This is a genomic window from Microbulbifer mixtoriginis (SeqCode) (assembly GCF_052467515.1).
In genome coordinates, this window is sequence record NZ_CP174314.1 from 1,659,635 (window position 1) to 1,677,717 (window position 18,083).

15 protein-coding genes are annotated in these 18,083 nt (G+C 44.6%); 10 read left to right on the forward strand and 5 right to left on the reverse strand.

Annotated features, from left to right (window positions below):
* Nucleotides 1-232: 232 nt before the first annotated feature.
* Nucleotides 233-955: an outer membrane protein gene (locus tag ACJJIT_RS07030; protein ID WP_444884446.1), complete on the reverse strand. Its 723-nt coding sequence runs from the start codon at nucleotides 953-955 to the stop codon at nucleotides 233-235.
* Between the two features lie 690 nt (nucleotides 956-1,645).
* Nucleotides 1,646-3,712, reverse strand: coding sequence for an alpha/beta fold hydrolase (locus ACJJIT_RS07035; RefSeq protein WP_444884447.1), 2,067 nt, complete (start codon nucleotides 3,710-3,712; stop codon nucleotides 1,646-1,648).
* A 139-nt stretch (nucleotides 3,713-3,851) separates the two neighbouring features.
* Here ACJJIT_RS07035 and ACJJIT_RS07040 point away from each other — a divergent pair, with 139 nt between their 5' ends.
* The 5 genes from ACJJIT_RS07040 to ACJJIT_RS07060 all read left to right on the forward strand — a co-directional run bounded on the left by ACJJIT_RS07040 (nucleotide 3,852) and on the right by ACJJIT_RS07060 (nucleotide 7,639).
* Nucleotides 3,852-4,361 carry a hypothetical protein gene (locus ACJJIT_RS07040; protein ID WP_444889978.1) on the forward strand — a complete coding sequence of 170 codons (510 nt, stop codon included), beginning with the start codon at nucleotides 3,852-3,854 and terminating at the stop codon, nucleotides 4,359-4,361.
* Between the two features lie 28 nt (nucleotides 4,362-4,389).
* Nucleotides 4,390-4,572, forward strand: a complete 183-nt coding sequence (locus ACJJIT_RS07045; RefSeq protein WP_444900901.1) for a helix-turn-helix domain-containing protein — start codon at nucleotides 4,390-4,392, stop codon at nucleotides 4,570-4,572.
* A 309-nt stretch (nucleotides 4,573-4,881) separates the two neighbouring features.
* Nucleotides 4,882-5,967: a hypothetical protein gene (locus ACJJIT_RS07050; protein WP_444900440.1), complete on the forward strand. Its 1,086-nt coding sequence runs from the start codon at nucleotides 4,882-4,884 to the stop codon at nucleotides 5,965-5,967.
* Nucleotides 5,964-6,227: a DUF7660 family protein gene (locus ACJJIT_RS07055; RefSeq protein ID WP_444900441.1), complete on the forward strand. Its 264-nt coding sequence runs from the start codon at nucleotides 5,964-5,966 to the stop codon at nucleotides 6,225-6,227. The genes ACJJIT_RS07050 and ACJJIT_RS07055 overlap by 4 nt, the downstream gene beginning before the upstream one ends.
* 293 nt (nucleotides 6,228-6,520) lie before the next feature.
* Nucleotides 6,521-7,639: a hypothetical protein gene (locus ACJJIT_RS07060; protein ID WP_444900442.1), complete on the forward strand. Its 1,119-nt coding sequence runs from the start codon at nucleotides 6,521-6,523 to the stop codon at nucleotides 7,637-7,639.
* Between the two features lie 206 nt (nucleotides 7,640-7,845).
* Here ACJJIT_RS07060 and ACJJIT_RS07065 read toward each other — a convergent pair whose 3' ends face one another.
* Nucleotides 7,846-8,592, reverse strand: a complete 747-nt coding sequence (locus ACJJIT_RS07065; RefSeq protein ID WP_444886542.1) for a sulfite exporter TauE/SafE family protein — start codon at nucleotides 8,590-8,592, stop codon at nucleotides 7,846-7,848.
* A 211-nt stretch (nucleotides 8,593-8,803) separates the two neighbouring features.
* Between ACJJIT_RS07065 and ACJJIT_RS07070 the strand changes: the two genes are divergently transcribed.
* Both ACJJIT_RS07070 and ACJJIT_RS07075 read left to right on the forward strand, forming a co-directional pair.
* Entirely contained in the window at nucleotides 8,804-10,186 is a 1,383-nt protein-coding gene (locus tag ACJJIT_RS07070; protein ID WP_444900443.1) for an MFS transporter, read from the forward strand.
* 477 nt (nucleotides 10,187-10,663) lie between these two features.
* Nucleotides 10,664-12,058 (forward strand): MFS transporter, encoded by a 1,395-nt coding sequence (locus ACJJIT_RS07075; protein WP_444900444.1) that lies wholly within the window; start codon nucleotides 10,664-10,666, stop codon nucleotides 12,056-12,058.
* A gap of 35 nt (nucleotides 12,059-12,093) precedes the next feature.
* Here ACJJIT_RS07075 and ACJJIT_RS07080 read toward each other — a convergent pair whose 3' ends face one another.
* Together ACJJIT_RS07080 and acnB are read right to left on the reverse strand one after the other, a co-directional pair.
* A complete protein-coding gene (locus tag ACJJIT_RS07080; RefSeq protein ID WP_444900445.1) occupies nucleotides 12,094-12,948 on the reverse strand; it encodes a hypothetical protein in 855 nt (284 codons plus the stop codon).
* 276 nt (nucleotides 12,949-13,224) lie between these two features.
* Nucleotides 13,225-15,840 (reverse strand): bifunctional aconitate hydratase 2/2-methylisocitrate dehydratase, encoded by a 2,616-nt coding sequence (gene acnB / locus ACJJIT_RS07085; protein ID WP_444900446.1) that lies wholly within the window; start codon nucleotides 15,838-15,840, stop codon nucleotides 13,225-13,227.
* Between the two features lie 306 nt (nucleotides 15,841-16,146).
* Between acnB and ACJJIT_RS07090 the strand changes: the two genes are divergently transcribed.
* The 3 genes from ACJJIT_RS07090 (at nucleotide 16,147) to ACJJIT_RS07100 (ending at nucleotide 18,073) form a co-directional block, all read left to right on the forward strand.
* Nucleotides 16,147-16,602, forward strand: a complete 456-nt coding sequence (locus tag ACJJIT_RS07090) for a DUF1289 domain-containing protein (protein ID WP_444900447.1) — start codon at nucleotides 16,147-16,149, stop codon at nucleotides 16,600-16,602.
* A gap of 104 nt (nucleotides 16,603-16,706) precedes the next feature.
* Nucleotides 16,707-17,636: a lipid kinase gene (locus ACJJIT_RS07095; protein WP_444900902.1), complete on the forward strand. Its 930-nt coding sequence runs from the start codon at nucleotides 16,707-16,709 to the stop codon at nucleotides 17,634-17,636.
* Nucleotides 17,633-18,073, forward strand: coding sequence for a hypothetical protein (locus tag ACJJIT_RS07100; protein WP_444900448.1), 441 nt, complete (start codon nucleotides 17,633-17,635; stop codon nucleotides 18,071-18,073). Before ACJJIT_RS07095 ends, ACJJIT_RS07100 begins: the two co-directional genes overlap by 4 nt.
* Nucleotides 18,074-18,083 lie beyond the last annotated feature (10 nt).

Genomic DNA, 18,083 nt, shown 5'->3' on the forward strand with positions numbered 1-18,083 from the left:
AAACTGCTAGTTAAGTTGCTGTTGGATTTAGTAATTAAGTTGTTACCTCAGGTCTTCTTGATTTAAAGACTCGATTTCACTCACAACAAGTAACAAAGAAGATCCAGTGGAGTATTTGTACTCCACGCGGTCTGTTTTTTTGGAATTAGCGTATCAGATTCATTAAGTCACTATTGTTGAGGACCATCGGAGTGAGGCTCTAGTTGGTGTTTAGTCGCGTACTCATCTCCAATTAAAAAATATAAGATACTCCTGCCTGCCATACACCAAGGTTATCCAGATCGAATTCTACTTGTTCGTTTTCAGTTATTTTATATTTGCCGATCTCTCCGATATTATATTGAATATATTCAGTATTCATACGCAAAGAGTCGGTGAAGTTGTAGCGGAACCCACCTCCAAGGTGGACGAAGCTTTTGTTGAATGATCTCGACTCGTGGACGTCGATTCCTTCAATTATCCCTTCCATAGATAGAGACCAATCTAGCTCTCCAAAGCTATAACCCCCTAGCAGATACAGGCAGGTTCTTTGGCAGGATTTCGAAAGCTCAAAAACACCGGTCAGGGAGAATACTTCTAAATCAAACTTTTGCCAGGAATCAAAAATTACCGCCGTGACGGGATCGTTCTCATCAAAATCCCACGCGTCAATTTTATCAGTAGAAACGGTGCTGTAGCTTAATCGCAATTCCAGCGGATAATTGTCAAAGTTTGCCCCTATTGAAATACTATTCCATGACTCTCTCTCAGAAGCAGTGAATTCTAAGTAGCTAAACTCCTTTGTATTTCCTTTCTCAGTTGTTCGATAATCTCGAGTAAGTTCTATTTCGCTATATCCTGTGTTTAAGGATATATATGGATGGAAACTTAGTGTCTTTTGGTTGCCGAACTCGGCTGCACTAGTGTTAGTTGAAATAACAAGAGCTACGAGAACGGTGGTTAAACGAGAATGCATGGCTTCCTCCATATGGTTACTACGCTTTTTCTTAATTTCTAAGACTGGGTTCTTAGGTTTAAAACGGGTTGAAACCAATCAATATAGCGACATTGCTTCGATTGGAAATACTGAGGTCAGGTAGTGGAGAAGTAGTAAATTCATTTGGTCTTCACTGCTTAGGTAAGACTGACAACAGGTATCCTGTCTCCCTACAAAGCAGTGGATACTTCTTACTTCTATGATATGCCCTACCTCTGCTACGGTAAAAAAGGCACAACAATACTCAAAAATCTACTGTGTGACAATGAGCCAAATTTAGACTTGGCCACATGTAATTGAAGATTAGGAAAAGATGGTATTGATACTTCTGTACCTAATTTAATCTTCTGGGATTTTATGAGTCGAGTCTTACTTGAACGAATGTTCCAAATGAATAATGGTTTAGTAGCTAACTCATAATGTCTATTAGCCAGTTGAGGTTATGAGTCTACCTAAATAGAAAGTGAGATGTTCGTAAGATCTTTTCGCTAATAAGAGAAAAGGGCATTTAGGTGCTTGGGGTGACGGAATTTTTAATATTGTTTGTTAGAAACTGAAATGACCTTGCTTTCAATGTAGCCTGTCTTTGACCGATATTGATTAATATCGGTCAAAGACAGACATGCTATGTTGGCAATCAAATTAAGATCGCAAGAAATCAACTTGAGATTATTGCTTGGCTAATTTTGATATATCAACTTCAAGCCCTGCCAAGTGAGTAGTAAGCTCCTTAGGGATTTCAGAGTACACTTCACCACCAAGGTGCTCAGCAAGAAACTCTTCCATCTTTATTAAATAAGCCATCAGGTTATTGCGCTTGCTAAATCCATGCCCCTCATCTTTAGCTAAAATATACTCGACAGCCAAATCTTTTTGATACATTTTTATAGCAATTTGATCAGACTCAAGCTGAGTAACACGAGGATCATTTGCACCTTGCACCAACAGTAAAGGAGCTTTAATTTGATCAGTAAAGTTTATAGGTGATCTGTTTTGCATATCTTCTCGATCAGCTTGTACCAATGGGTCACCGATTGCTTTTAATCTGTGAGAAAGAAATTCTCGTTCATACTCCGGGAATGATTCTATCAATGTGATTAAACTTGATGGACCTACAAAAGATATGGCGGCTGCATATACATCTGGGGTGAAAGTCAACCCAGAAAGTGCCGCATAGCCGCCATAAGAGCCACCCATGATGGCCACTCTATTTTTGTCTGCAATACCTTGTTCTACTAAATACTCAACACCATCCGTCAGATCGTGTTGCATCCCACCGGTTCCCCACTGGAGATTGCCCAAAGCAATAAAGGTTTCCCCGAAGCCTGCAGATGCGCGAAAGTTGGGTTGCAACACGGCATAGCCACGATTTGCTAACAGTTGAGACACACGGTTGAAAAAGTCAGCACCAAGTCTCCAGTAATCTCTATACCAAGGGCCACCATGCGGCAATACTACTAGCGGTAACTGACTACTCTTGCCTTTAGGTAGCGTTAAATAGGCCTGGATGGCGATGCCATCACGGGCTTCATAGGTAATAGAACGTCTTTCTGCCAGAGATTCAGGGTCTAACTTTGTATCTTTATCAATCAAGCGCGTTAGCGACTGGTCTGTTTGATTGTAGGTATAAAAAGCTCCCAGATCGACATCGCTAGCAATGTCCAACAACCAGATGCCAGACTCTTCATTTATAGAGATAACATCGATCTCTACTCTGCGAGTAAACTGAGTAGTGATAAATTGCCAGTGTTTTTGGAATTCCTTACTAATCGGATAATCTTCTCGGTATCCATAGTAGTAAGAAACCAGCTGAAGCTCACCATCTTTATTGAAAAGACTCTTGTAAACATCAGCACGTTTATTGGGGTCTGTATGCACATCAGTAATTTCTCTTGAGGCCAGGTTCAATTGCTTTAACCCCGATGTATCTGCCTCACCGTAACTAGACTCGAAATAGACTCTTTCGAGATCTGAGTTATAACTGGACAGGTGTAAGATTTCTCCCGGCTCAGTTTTCAGAGACTTTTGCCAGGATTTGTTCTTACGAATAAATAATTCCATGGATGAATCCGGGTTGGACCTTACACCGGCAACAGGAATTCCCTCTTTGTCTATCAGCACATCATGGAAGTGCTGATTATTCGACATTATTGATGTCAACTTACCAGTTTGGGTGTTCAATTGGTAAAAACTTAACAGCTTTGGATCGTCGTGATTAGCGAAGAGGGTTAGACTGTTGGGCTTTTCTGAAGCTTGTCCTAAAAGTATATAATTTACGCCATTTTTCGATGTTAATTTATGGGTATTGAGTAAATTTAGATCTTTACCTTTTACCTCTAGATCCAACTTATAAATCTGATGTTGCTCATTTCCATTGGAATCTTTAGAGACATACATACCGAGCTGATGCTTATCCCAAGAAAAGCTATCTGCGCCGTCGGCAAAAGCGGTCAACGGGAAGGCATCTTCAACACTTCCGTTACTCGGCATTACATAGATATTCAGTGCTCCATTGTATTGCTGGAGCCAAGCTAGCCATTGCCCATCAGATGATAGTTTGACTCCACTAATTACAGAGTCATTAAAGAAGCTCTCAACAGGGAGTAGCTTCTGCTGAATTTCTGCCGATGCTGAATCCTCCACGAGAAGGTTCACACTGCAGCCACTAAATGCGGCTGCAAGACTCAGCCAACAGATGGCTTTGCGTACTGACCAGCGATGATTTTGTAATTCCATGAGTTTTACTCCTTATCAACAATGACTACGCGGCATACTGTAGATGAGCAATAAATTATTGTAAAGCAATAATTTATTGCTTAATTGCAGAAATATTATATTGTTGTATAATGCCTGCCTATCCAGTGGGAGCAAAATTGTGAACTACAAGATCCAGGTTTTAAGTACACGTCTACGTTGGGCAATCGTGGTAATTAGCCTTATTGCTGTTACTAGCTTACCAATCATTTATTTTTTCTATGATATAAATGGCTTCAATAGTAGTAATCCGGTTTTTCAAGAGTTGTGGGGGTTAGGTGATCAGTTCAGACCGATGCTAATCCTCGGCCAGTTGCCAACTTTTGTGCTTTCCGGTTTGTTTATCTACTGGCTTTGGCGACTTTTTGGGCAGTATGCCAAGGGTGATTATTTTGGTAAGGAGAGTGACCGATGCTATCTATGGCTAGTTTGGCTATATGGAGTTTCAATCCCATTAGGTATGTTGGAGTCGCTGTGGCTTAGTTATCTATCGTATGTGCATAATAATGAGTTTACTTTATTCTTTGCACTCGATATTGGCAGGCTATTTACATTGTTCGTGCTAGTGAGCGTCCTCTATATTTTGCGTGCAGCAAAACAAATCGATCAAGAAAACAAAGAGTTTGTTTAGCATGGCTATCATTGTCAATCTAGATGTAATGCTGGCTAAGCGAAAAGTCAGTTCAAAGTCGTTGGCAGCAGAGATAGGAATTACTGAGGCTAATCTGTCCCTACTGAAGCGTGGTAAAGTGAAGGGCGTTAGGTTTGACACCCTATCGGCAATATGTGAGGCACTAGAGTGTCAGCCAGGTGATATTTTAGAGTTCAGGCGGGATGAGTGACTTGCTCACTGGATTTTTTATAGGTAAAGGTTAAGGGGCTAGGTTATAGTCAATTAAAATTTCGCCAGAATCTAACATTAGTGTACGGGGTTACCTTTAAGAATAAACTTTTGGACTCCGTATATCTTCATGCATTGTATTACTTTCCTAAAATTTTTTCTGTAGTGGTTCATCAACTTTCCACACTTAAAGCTGACCAGTAATTCAGCAGCTATCTTCTTTTATAGCTAAGCTATACCCTATAATTGTCAGCCGTAATATGGCAATTGGTAGTTCCCACTCACCAATATAAATTTTCGGGTGATAGTAGTGGCTTTTAAACTGCATATCATTACATATTTATATTTACTTTCTTTTTCTCTTATAACCTTTGCTAATAACTTTTCTAGTCAGTCAGCCTTTGGGGTGGCACCGCCCTCAGAAGTTGAAATAGCTGTCTCGGAAATGAAAAGTCGAACTGGGGATATAACGTTAACTTGGCATCCTCCCCCAGAGACGGTAGACACCTATGAGCTTGTAAAGCAAAAAAATGATGGAGTTTGGTCTAAGCCCATAAAAATTGCTGGGCATTCTTATCGGGTTAAAAAGCTACCTACAGGATCTTGGGGATTTAAGGTCCGGGCTTGTAATAGTAGTGGATGTGGCGCTTACTCCAATGAAAAGTGGGTAAATGTAGCTATCCCACCTTCTTCGCCAAGAAATGTTACCGCTTCTGGTGGCGAGGGAGAGCGAGTTCAGCAGGTACAGCCTCCTGTACAGTCAGCCCCCTTATCAGTGATTACTGCTTCAGACAACTCAGAATCTCATGGAACGGTCAAAGTTCAATGGGAAGCTCCAGATACTGGAGCAAAAGTAACGGGGTATGAAATTGAGCAGTGTAAAGATGATTGCGCAACATGGTCCTCAGTCTATATGGGAGCAAAAATTGTTTCAGTAACCCTCCCAATTGAAAAAAATAATCGATTAAATAGTGGTTCTTACAAGTTTCGAGTTCGGTCTTATGCTACTGGAGGTCGTTTTACGTCCTACAGTGAGTGGGTAGCATCCCCAAGGGTTGCTGTGATCCGAAAGGGTCTGATAAATCCCAAAGAAGTTAGATTTACCCAAGATAGTATTAAGCCGACGTTTTCAAATGGTCGTAAAGTTGAAGATTTAATTCAAAACCTTAAAGAGGGTAAAGTAACTGCGTATGATGTCCCTCCTATTCGGGTCTTTGGTCGTGACGGAAAGATTTACTCCCTGGATAATAGAAGACTCAAAGCTTTCCAAGAGGCGAATAAGCCGATAAGAATAATTCCCGCCACATCAGAGGAGTTATCTACGAGATCATTTAAGTTTACCAGTCGTAACGATGGTACATCTATTCGTATCCGTGAAGAAGGTGAAGATCGATGAAATCACTAGATCTGCCAAATAAGCTGGGTCAAATTAAAACAAGGGCTGATTTTTCCAATTTCATTTTGGATGTACTTGAGGATTTCAAAAATAACGCATCAACCTGGGAAAATACTGATTTAGCCAATTTTCTCGAAGCAATGGCTGCATGGACAGAAGATATGGATGGATTTTATGCAAATCAAGGAAAGGGTATTCCTGAAAATGTTCAGTGGAAAGTCTTTGCTGAAATTATTTATGCGGCAAGAATTTATGAATGATTTGCCAGGGAACCCTACTTATCTCCTAGGATAATATGTTTAGAAATTAATAAGCGGTTATCCTGGAGTTTGCCAAATGTTTTCCATTGGTAATCAGGTAGGCAAGATGACATTCCCTGATAATGGTCTAAATGGTGTTGGGTGAAATCCATATTTACACCTTCAAAGTTGTTTGAGTGATATAGTGATTCTGAGTAATCTTATTCTGACTCTTGTCGCTGTTTACCTTAAGGTATCCATTTTTTACTCTCCAGATATAAACTGTGAGTAAACGTTTCTATTGGGGTCGATACATGAGTAGTCGCTCAATTTTATGTTATTTGACTCTTTATAATGTCATTTATTTAGTATGTGGCTTATTGGTACCTTTAAAGGTTGATTCTGCGACACTGGCTCAGCCCTGTTTTTCAGAGCCTAATCCGTTCTGGCAGGAATCTAGTGCCATTAAAGACAGTTGCGTTATTGATTCTAGATGTTGTGTCATTAATTTATTTGTTGGGAGCTCAAAGAAAAATAAAAGTTGGTTGCCTGTTGGGATTGAGTCCCATCAGTATGCATCAAATGAGGCTTCCAAAAGAGATCGGTCATCATTCCACTCTGAGAAGATCGAGGGCTTTGATGAATTATATGCAAAAGCTCCCGCAGCGAAGAAAGAAATTGACCTCCTAGCTGATAAAATAGCGGCTATGAATGAGGGGAGTGTTGCTAAAGTGCCGATAAAGTCATTAGAGAGATCTAAGGAAAAAGTTATTAATGATTATGGTGGTGACCCAACTCGAATCAAGGATCTTGCAAGGAATACCATTGTTGTACCGCAGGATAAAATCCCTATAGTGGTTGGAATGCTTAGGGCAAAAGGAGCAATGGTAAAAGTTATCGATGGATCTGTGGATCCGTTAGGTTATAGCGGAGTAAACTCTAAAATTAAAACGAGTAGTGGTTTGGTTGCAGAAATACAGGTGAACTCCCCTGAGATGATATATGCAAAAGAATCCCCTGAGTCTGCAATAGCTCTACTGGGTAGGGACGCATATGCATCTATTGCAAATAGAGTCACAATTGAAGGTGGAAAAGGACATGAATTATACGAGAAATGGCGCTCTTTGAAAGAAGATGATCCACGAAGAAAGAAGATTGAAGTTGAAAGTAAAAATTACTATACGTCTTTGAGGTCTGAGCTGATGCCGATTAAAACAGGTGAATATTTAAATCTAAGGCATATTTTTATTGACTATCCTTTTGAGTCAGTCATGTTTAGGAGGGATCATCAGACTAAAAATATATACAGAAAATTTTATGGTGAAGAGGAAGGTCAAACTCCAATTCCCAATAATAATCGACTGTTTAATGATGCTCTCCGGTATGGGCAAGAAATATCTCAGGAAGAATACCTTAAAGGGAAAGAAAATTAGGGTTAATGTCTAATTATGAGTATATCCAAAGAGTTAAAGATAATAGCCTCTTGGTCTTTGTGGTGGTGTGGGGCTTATAAGATGTTATGGCTGGGTTTGTTGAAAGGGGGTGTTCTTTTGTGTCAGATGAAATCATAAGATCTTAAGGTTTTTAAAGGCTTCAAAATTGAATTGTTGCTTGTCAGTTTTGATTGTAATTTTGTGGATCATGAAACTGCCTCCCATAGCTGCACGCTAACTCGAAAAATTAAAATCAACCCAGATACAAACATGATCGAAAGTGCGTAGCTGTTGAATTTTTGTATGCTTATTATCTTTAGGAAATGTTTTGCTATAAACATGCCTGTCATAATTCCTAGTCCAATGGTCAGGCCGTAAGTGATTAATTCAGTGTTAAGCGCGCCAAAATGGAAGTAAGCGACAAGTTTCGTCGAGTGCATCATTAAAGAGCTTACCCCCCTGGTTGCGACTAGCTCCTCTTTGTTAAGTCCGTAATTTAAGAAAAAAGGATTTTGTACGGGGCCTACAGCGCCAATAATTGAAGAGAAGAGTGTGGTGACAAAGCCGAGCATGGGAAAGTACGGCAGGTACATAACAAATGAGCGTTTCTTATGCCCGAATCCAAACTGAAATATGGTCGAAACTAAGAATAAGCCGACAGTAAACTCTATTAATAGCGGGTGCATCTGGGTATAAACGTAGGCGCCAATAATTGCTCCAGGTATGATGCCTGGGATTAGCCATAATGCCACCTTCCAATCTATGTGCTTCCAAAATAAATACACGCCGAATGGAGATGCAATCGCATTTCCTGTTGTTAATACTGGGGCGACTAAATGGGGGCCAACTAGAAATCCTACTAGGGGGACCAGCAGCAGTGCGCCACCACCTGCAGCCATAATAGAAATGTAGCCAGTAACCAGGCCGAGAATTAGAAGGAGGGTAATGATCATGTGTCAGCGGATTTTCGTGCCTACAATAGGGATTTTTATTTCTTAAAGGTAAGCATAAAAATATTTTAAGGCTAGTGGTTGTGGTAAAGGATATCTATTTTTGATGAGGTCGAATTATATGAAAATATCTACAGTTTCCTCACATTATTTCACGTCAAATCTGTCTTGTTAGGTTGGTAAATAATAGAATGTTATCACTCAATAGTTTTTTATGATGGCAGATAAAAGTACGCTCACATCACTTCACTATTGGGGCTTATCTGTTCTCTCTCTTGCCGTCTTCTTGGTTGCAGGGGACTTTACAGCTTTCTCTCCTGCATTGCCGGCGATTGCTGCCAATTTTTCCTCAAATTTTACTTCAGTCCACTGGGTAATAAATGCTTACTCTCTTACTTATGGAGTGATCATTGTGACTGGTGGTCGACTGGCAGATGTTTACGGCCGTAGGCGCTTATTTATATTTGGCGTTATTGTCTTTGCGTTGTCCTCGCTTGTGGGTGGTTTGGCACAAGATCTATGGGTGCTTCTCTTATGTCGGGCATTAATGGGGTTTGCTGGAGCCTTGATCTGGTCCGCGATTCTTGGGATGGCTTATAACCTGTTACCTCCAGAGAGAGCCGGTTTGGCGGGAGGGTTAATACTGGCTGCCCTTGGTTTGTCGACATCCCTAGGGCCCATATTGGGTGGTTTTTTTAGTGAGTACCTAACCTGGAGGTGGGTCCTTTTTGTCAACATACCATTGGCATTTATAATAATTTTTTTGTGTTGTAGGAAGTACCCAGCTGATGAAGTAGTGAGAATTGAGGAGGATGTTGATTATCTGGGTGCATTATTGCTTTCAGTGTCACTATTTTGTTTCTTGCTGGCTATGGAAGTGCTGGCTCAAAAGCATGCTTTTGGATTATTTCCCACTTTATTGTTGTGTTCTTCAATGGTATTTCTTGTGGCGTTTGGTTGTAGAGAGATCAGTAAGGGATCTGCTGCGCTAATACCCGTTGAGTTGATAAAAGATGCCAGTTTTCTATCTATAGTGATTAGTGTTTTGTTGGTTGCGACAGCCTTCTTTGCTGTACTTGTTTATATACCTCTACTTTTTATTAAGGTTCATAAATATAGTGCCCTTATGGCAGGGGTTGCACTTTTGCCAATGATGATAAGCTCCAGTATTTTTTCTTTTATATCTGGATTGATACACGAAAAGTGTGGTGCAAGGCTGTTAATTTGTAGCGGAGCCCTTGGTATGAGTGCCGGGCTCTATTGGTTGTCAGTGCTCAATGAATCCACAAGTTATGTTTTTTTTATCCCTGGGTTGGCATTGGTCGGGGCAAGTTTAGGAATCTATTCACCAGCCGCGGTTACTGCTGCCGTTGCTTTGGCTGATCCCAGTAAGTCAAGTCTCGTGGGGGGAATTGTTTATATGTTCCGTTTTTTGGGTGGTGCGCTTGCCCTTGGTTTCAACGCAATAATCCTAGCCTATTATGATGATATTGCTGAAGGTGTCTACAGGATTTTTGAGGTGGATGCTTATATAACTTTTCTTGGTTTTTTGTTGCCGCTTTATTTTTTGAAAGGTGTTGGTGCTCGTTTTTCTTGAGGTTCGTTTTGACGCTTTATATATCTTGTCTGCTGGGTAAAGTTTTAAGATCAATTTTGATGATCTGTTTGAGGAGCAATTCAATTTAACAGTGCTCTGCAGGGGGTGAGATCTTACTCTTTTTGCCGAATGGAAGATTGAAGGCTTTGTGTTTGGGTAAACATCAGCTTCTTTTTCAGTATTTTTCTATTGTGCTTGGCTAATGAATGATTCACTTCATGATTTACAGTTGTGGAAGGGGGTTAAGGATTATTTTTAAGCGATGGTCACTAATGAATGCTCTAATGAAATAGTGAGAGGGGGATGCTGTTTTAGTGTGAGTTTTGACTTGGCAGGTAAAATTTAACGACTTATAGAAAGGGCTTTAATAATGCTTGGAGTGCAAAGTAGCGGAGTTTTAAAGTTGCTGTATTTGTTGGGGGGGCAGAAAATGGAGTAGTCGATAAAACATGTTTTATGGCTAGGTGAGTAAAAATAATGAATTTAAAGGGGTTAACGGTTTCCGAGGCCCGCAGTTTGGGGCTGGCGGCGTTAATTTTCTCTATTTTCCTTATTGGGTATGACTATACGGCCTTTTCAGTTGCCTTACCTGCGATTCAAAAAACCTTTAATATCGATCTTACTACAACAATGTGGCTGGTTAATGCTTATGCCTTGGCTTTTGGTGTTTCTGTAATATCGTGTGGGCGTTTAGCCGATATGTTGGGTAGGCGCCGAACTTTCTTCATAGGCGCCTCACTTTTTTCGATGTTCTCATTACTGGGGGGCTTTTCCATTAACATCTGGATGTTGATGGGGTGCCGCGTAATGTTGAGCATTGGTGGTGCTTTGATGTGGCCCGCCGTGATTGGAATGACATACCACCTGTTGGATAGTAAACGCGCAGGAGTGGCTGGTGGGTTATTAATGCTTGGTTGTGCTGTCGCTAACGCACTTGGCCCAATTATTGGCGGTATTGTGACTGATTCTTTAGGCTGGCGGTGGATTCTCTTTCTTAATCTCCCGATAACTTTGGTAGCAATGTTGGTTTGTTGGCGACTGATTGGTAGTGACTTGCCTGAGGCTCCCTCTGAGCGTGTGGACTTAATGGGGCTACTCTTCCTCTCATTGGCATTACTTGCGCTATTGGTTGGATTGGACCTGTCGGTAGATATGGGATTTACTAACTATCGAACCATACTTTTATTTTTGGCGTTTGCGATTTTCTTAACAGTTTTTATCTGTTTGGATTACCACTCCTCAGAAGAGCCGCTAATTCCCATTGATGTGGTGAAGAATAAGAAGTTCTTAGCGGAGGGAGTGGCGACCCTGCTGGTCTCTGTGGCATTTATTGCTGCACTTATGTTTATCCCCCAATTTCTAAGCAAGATTTGGAGTTTTTCTGCGATCCAATCTGGTATTGCATTGCTCCCAATGATGCTTGCTTTTGGTGCTACTTCTTTTCTGGCTGGACATCTCTATGGGCGGTATGGGGCCAAGCGCCTTTCCAGTCTGGGGGCCTTATTTATGTGGGCGGGTATGTTGGTACTTTCGAGGCTCAGTGCTCAAATTGATCCAACTACTTTTGTCCCGGGCCTGATATTGATGGGGGTTGGTATGGGCTTGTTCTATCCAACTGTGACGACGGCAGCGATATTGATCCTTCGTTTTAACCGTGCAAGCCTCGCAGCAGCCATTATTTATATGTTTCAGATTATTGGCGGTGCTATTGGCCTGGGCTTGAATACGACAATCGTTGCACTGGCTCCAGATCTAGCAACAGGTATGAGTAGGGCCTTTTTGATGAATGCACACTTGGCTTTGTTAGGTATGGTGGTGAGTGTGTTTTTTATTAATGGAAGGAAGCGAATTGTAGGGAATGGTTGCTGTTGAAATAGGAGCTTTTATATTTTATTCGTTGATTACTTCTAAATATTCCTCTGAGTTTTTTTTGAGTAGATTGGCCCAAAATTATCAAGAAACCTATTGTAAAGTTCTATATCATGCTCGCAAAGCTTTTCAATTTTCTTCAATGTCCCCGTTTCGGATTTTATTTGTTGAGCAAGTTCACTGTTTGGGCTTATGTTTATTTGGGGTATGTTTAAATTGACTTTAAAGTCTTCGTTGACCTGGTTTGCCAGCAGGTGTAAGTGTTTGGTTGTGCCAACGATTGAAAATTGTTGCAGGTTGGAAAGTGCTTGTTCGATGTAGTCTGCAGGGCTTGGATTACGGGTTAGGCTTAAATTTGAGAAATAGTAGAGAAAGGTTTGGCCGGCAACAATTCCTTTGTTAGATTGGATGTATTTATTTAAGGGGAGTGTGTTTTTAGACCATTTACTTTCTTTGAAGCTGTTGTAAACATAGAGTGATATCCATCTTTCGATAGGGTCCCTTAATACTGTTAAGAAATTCCATTCGTGATAGAAGTTTCTTATCAGGTTGGGACGGCAGAAGCAGTGCCCCCGGCCAAAAAAGTTTGATTTAATGGATAGATTGTAAGCAAGTACAGTCTCTCTTACAGACATCATTGAGGTTTCTAGTATGTCGGCTGCATATTTACTTTCCTGCAGTTTGATATCGAACTCTCCCAGTTTATGGGGAGTATAAACATCCTTTTTAAGAGATAAGTAAACTGATGAGCCTGCGCATTTAGGGACATGACTGAAATAGATTTTTGGGGGGGGAGGGAAGTTCTGGGGGAGTATTTGGCTATGTGAAACTTTTCCGTCTGAAATATCCTCAGTAGAGGGAGTAAAGGCCAATTTTCGTAAGAGCTTTTTCATTTGAATTTTTGTAATAATAATGAAAAATCTACTTGATAGAGATTGAGTAATAAGTTGTTTGTACTGCCTAATATTCGCAGGTTATGCCATAACGGAAGTGCATTAAAGCTAGTTTGCTTTTTAACTTTTGTAAATATAGTTTTTAAGGGGAATAAGGCTTATATCCATCACAAACTTAATTTGGCGCGAATTGCCTTTAAAGTTTATATACAATTTTGTGTGAAATAAAAAAGCCCCGCCAAATGGCGGGGCTTTTTAGTGAGATAGGGCGGTTAGTTATACACTAACTTCCTGGATCTCAGTCGCGGCGATGCGCTTGCCTTCTTCGGCAGACTTCTGGAAGTCTTCAATCTGATCGAAGTTCAGGTAGCGGTAGATCTCGCTGGACATGGAGTCCAGGTTCTGTGCGTATTCTTGGTACTCAGCTGGAGTCGGCAGTTTACCCAGGATGGCGCCTACAGAAGCCAGCTCAGCGGAGGTCAGGTACACGTTGGCACCATCGCCCAGACGGTTGGGGAAGTTACGGGTAGAGGTAGACAGTACGGTGCTGTTCGGAGCCACACGCGCCTGGTTGCCCATACACAGGGAACATCCGGGCATTTCGGTGCGGGCACCGGCAGAGCCGTAGATGTTGTAGTAACCCTCTTCCATCAACTGGTGCTCGTCCATCTTGGTGGGCGGGGAGATCCACATGCGTGTGGAGATGCCACCTTTGTGTTCTTGCAGCAGTTTACCGGCAGCGCGGAAGTGGCCGATGTTGGTCATACAGGAGCCGATAAAGACTTCGTCTACCTTATCGCCAGCAACGTCGGACAGCAGGCGAGCGTCGTCTGGATCGTTAGGAGCACAGACGATCGGCTCTTTGATCTCGGCCAGATCGATTTCGATGACTTCCAGGTACTCGGCGTCGGCGTCCGCTTCCATCAGTTTCGGGTTGGCCAGCCACTCTTCCATGGCGCGCGCGCGGCGCTCCAGGGTGCGCTTGGAGCCGTAACCTTCAGCGATCATCCAGCGCAACAGGGTTACGTTGGAGCGCAGGTACTCGGCCATGGTGTCTTCGGACAGCTTGATGGTACAGCCAGCAGCGGAGCGCTCGGCGGAGGCGTCGGACAGCTCGAATGCCTGCTCTACCGTCAGGTCTTCCAGGCCTTCGATCTCGAGGATGCGGCCGGAGAAGATGTTCTTCTTGCCTTTCTTCTCAACGGTCAGCAGGCCCTGCTTGATGGCGTAGAGAGGAATGGCGTGAACCAGGTCGCGCAAGGTGATGCCAGGCTGCATTTTGCCTTTGAAGCGCACCAGTACGGACTCAGGCATATCTAGCGGCATAACGCCGGTAGCGGCGGCGAAAGCTACCAGGCCGGAACCTGCCGGGAAGGAGATGCCCATGGGGAAACGGGTGTGGGAGTCACCACCGGTACCTACGGTGTCTGGCAGCAGCATGCGGTTCAGCCAGCTGTGGATGATACCGTCAGCCGGGCGCAGAGAAACACCGCCGCGATTCATAATGAAGTCCGGCAGGGTGTGCTGGGTGTCGATATCAACGGGCTTGGGGTAGGCGGCCGTGTGACAGAAGGACTGCATTACCAGGTCGGCGGAAAAGCCGAGGCAAGCCAGGTCTTTCAGTTCGTCACGGGTCATGGGGCCAGTGGTGTCCTGGGAGCCCACGGTAGTCATTTTGGGCTCGCAGTAGGTGCCCGGACGGATACCTTCAACGCCACAGGCTTTACCAACCATCTTCTGCGCCAGGGTGTAACCCTTGCCGGTGTCGGCAGGTTGCTCAGGCTTGCGGAACAGCTCGGAAGGCGCCAGGCCCAGGGCTTCACGGGCTTTGCCGGTCAGGCCGCGACCGATGATCAGGTTGATACGACCGCCAGCCTGAACTTCGTCCAGCAGTACGTCGGACTTGAGGGCAAACTCAGACAGCACCTTGCCGTCTTCGGCCAGGATCTTGCCGTCGTAGGGGCGGATTTCGATCACGTCGCCCATACCCAGTTCGTCAACGGGGGCTTCGAATACCAGTGCGCCGGCATCTTCCATGGTGTTGTAGAAGATCGGGGCAACTTTACCGCCGATACAAATACCGCCGCCTTTCTTGTTGGGCACGCCCGGCATTTCTTCACCGAAGTACCACAGCACGGAGTTGGTGGCGGATTTACGGGAAGAACCGGTACCGACTACGTCGCCAACGAATGCAACGGGCAGGCCTTTGGCTTTCACTTCTTCGATCTGCTTCAGCGGGCCGGTAACGCCAGTTTCTTCTGGCTCCAGGCCGTCGCGCTTCATTTTGTACATGGCCAGCGCGTGCAGGGGGATGTCCGGACGAGACCAGGCATCCGGTGCCGGAGACAGGTCGTCAGTGTTGGTTTCGCCAGTGACCTTGAATACGGCAACTTTGATGCTCTCGGGTACTTTGTTGCGCTTGGTGAACCACTCGGCATCTGCCCAGGATTGCATTACCGCTTTGGCGAATTCGTTGCCGGCTTTGGCTTTCTCTTCCACATCGTGGAAGGCGTCAAACATCAGCAGAGTGCCTTTCAGCTGCTCGGCAGCCAGTTCGGCCAGATCTTTGTCGTCCAGCAGCTCGACCAGGGTGGAGATGTTGTAGCCGCCCAGCATTTGGCCCAGCAGCTCTACAGCGTGTTTGCGGTCGATCAGCGGGGACTCCGCGTCGCCCTTGATAATGGCGGACAGGAAGCCGGCTTTAACGTAAGCGGCTTCGTCAACACCGGGGGGTACACGGTGGGTTAGCAGGTCAACTAATTCCTGCTCTTCGCCTTTTGGCGGATTTTTCAGCAGCTCAACCAGGCCAGCGACTTGCTCTGCGTCGAGTGGCTTCGGTGGGATGCCTTGTTCGGCGCGTTCTGCGACGTGTTTACGATAGGCTTCAAGCACGGATAAGTCCCTCTTGGTGTGTGGGGTGGCACCAACAGCGGGTGGAATTCCCGATCTTTGTACTGTTGTCGGGATTTTTTTTTCGAGGCCGCTGAAGGCGGGGTGGCGAATACTACAGCAAAGCCCTACGGCTGTTAAGTTTATCGAAAAATCAATAATTTAAGTGAATTTCGACTATTCGCAGAGCAAATTTTACTGTGCCCACTACAGCTGCCTCACCTCTTTTCTTAGTGGCCGAAACAAAATAGTCTACGCGCAATTTTAATCCAGGCCCGCGTTGCCTGATCGGCTAAATCTGGTTAATTGATGCACAAAAAAGTCCGTACACCTTGCATTGGTGTCTGTTCAACGGGAATAGGTGATGATGTCTGTCGTGGGTGCAAGCGTTTTGCCCATGAGGTGATTGACTGGAATGCTTATACCGAAGAGCAGCGCCGTATTATTGCCTCCAGGCGGGAGGGCTATCTAACCAATGCTGTACGCAGCCAGCTGGAAATCATTGATGAGTCGTTGCTGCTTTCCCAGTTGCGCCATCAACAAATTCGCTTTGATGAAAGCCAAAGTGCCTACTGCTGGGTTTTTGAGCTGCTGCGCGCCGGTGCCAGCCAGATTGGCGATCTGGGTGCTTACGGCCTGCGCCCGACCGCTCAGGCCAGGGGAGTGAGCCTGGTGGAAATTCGCCGGCGCATCGATGAAGATTTTTATGCGTTGTCTGTGGCCTACTATCAGCGCTTTATCGCCCCTGGCTTGATACAAGACTGACTTACAGCCTCAACTTATTCTTACGTGCCTGGGCTACTGTATTTCCCGAGGCGGCTTACCCCTTTAGAATTGAGGTTCATCTTTCCGGTAATGGAGAACCGGCTATCAGCTCAGCTCACAAAAATCCGCGTAGAGTACTTCTCGTGGTTAATCCAAAAAGCCGGAATGGTGCCGAGGCGGATATCGACAGCGGCCTAGCGCGCTTACGCGCTGATGGAATAGAGGTTGAAATCTTGCACTCCGAGGGTCCAGAGGAGACCGAGGCTGTGATCCGGCAGAGCCACAAGAACCTCGACCTTGTGATAGTCGGTGGCGGAGATGGCACCATCAGCTCCACCGCTCGGGTATTGAAAGAGTGCCAATTGGCCCTGGCAATTCTACCGCTGGGTACCGCGAATGACTTGGCGCGCTCCCTTGGCATTGTCGACTTGGAGCAGGCTTTTGATGTCATTATCGGCAACCATCGCCAGCTAATCGACCTCGGTGTTGTCAATGGTCACTATTTTTTCAATGTGGCCAATATGGGGCTTGGGGTAAAAGTGACTGAAGCACAGGACTCCGAGATTAAAAAGCGTTGGGGGGTTCTAAGTTATCTGAGAGCCTTCTTTATTGCCCTGAGGCGTACACAAAAATTCCGGGTAGATCTGGCACTGGACGAAGAGCGTTGCCAAATGCGGTCAATCCAATTGGCCGTGGGCAATGGTCGTTATTACGGTGGCGGCAACCTGGTTGCAGAGAACGCACGCATCAATGATGCCAAGCTTAACCTCTATAGTCTGCGTCCGCGCGGCCTGTTGGAGTTGCTGGGCATGGCATTTTTGCTCCGCGGTGGCAAGCACCATCTAACCGAGGGGGTTTTTAATGCCAGTGCCCAGCGAATAGAGGTAGAAACCAAGCCGCGTGTGCAGATTCATGCGGATGGGGAGCCGGTTGCTGAAACCCCTGCAACCTTTTCGGTGATTCCCAGAGCGCTTGAGGTTCTGGTGCCACGCAATTCAGAAGAACTCCTCAGTAGAAAAGAGAGAGGGCAATGACACTCATTCGCACTGATATCCAGGCAGCATTGAATGATCTTTTTATGCTTATTAGCCGTAGCGAGGAGGATTACCGTGCAGCGGCCGGGCAACTTGATGAAAAGTCGGCAGCTAATTTCTTAAACACAATTACCAAACGCCGGCAGGTGCTTGCGGACAAGTTAGAGCAGGCGATTCGTGCCGAAGATAGTTTGCCCTCTGAGCCGGATAGGGACCTCAAGGCTGGTGAACAGCTACTGCAGAGCTTTGCGCCCCTACTGGCTGAGGACAAAACCAAAGAGATTTTCAAAAAGCGCCAAGACGCCGATCGTGAGCTACTTGCGCGACTTAACGATGATGAGTTGAGTGCTCTTGATAAATCCCACAAGGCGCTTAAAGAAGCCTGCCGGACTCAACTCGAAGAAACATTGGCGGAGCTGGCTCAAAGGCTCCGGTAGCCCTTTGGGC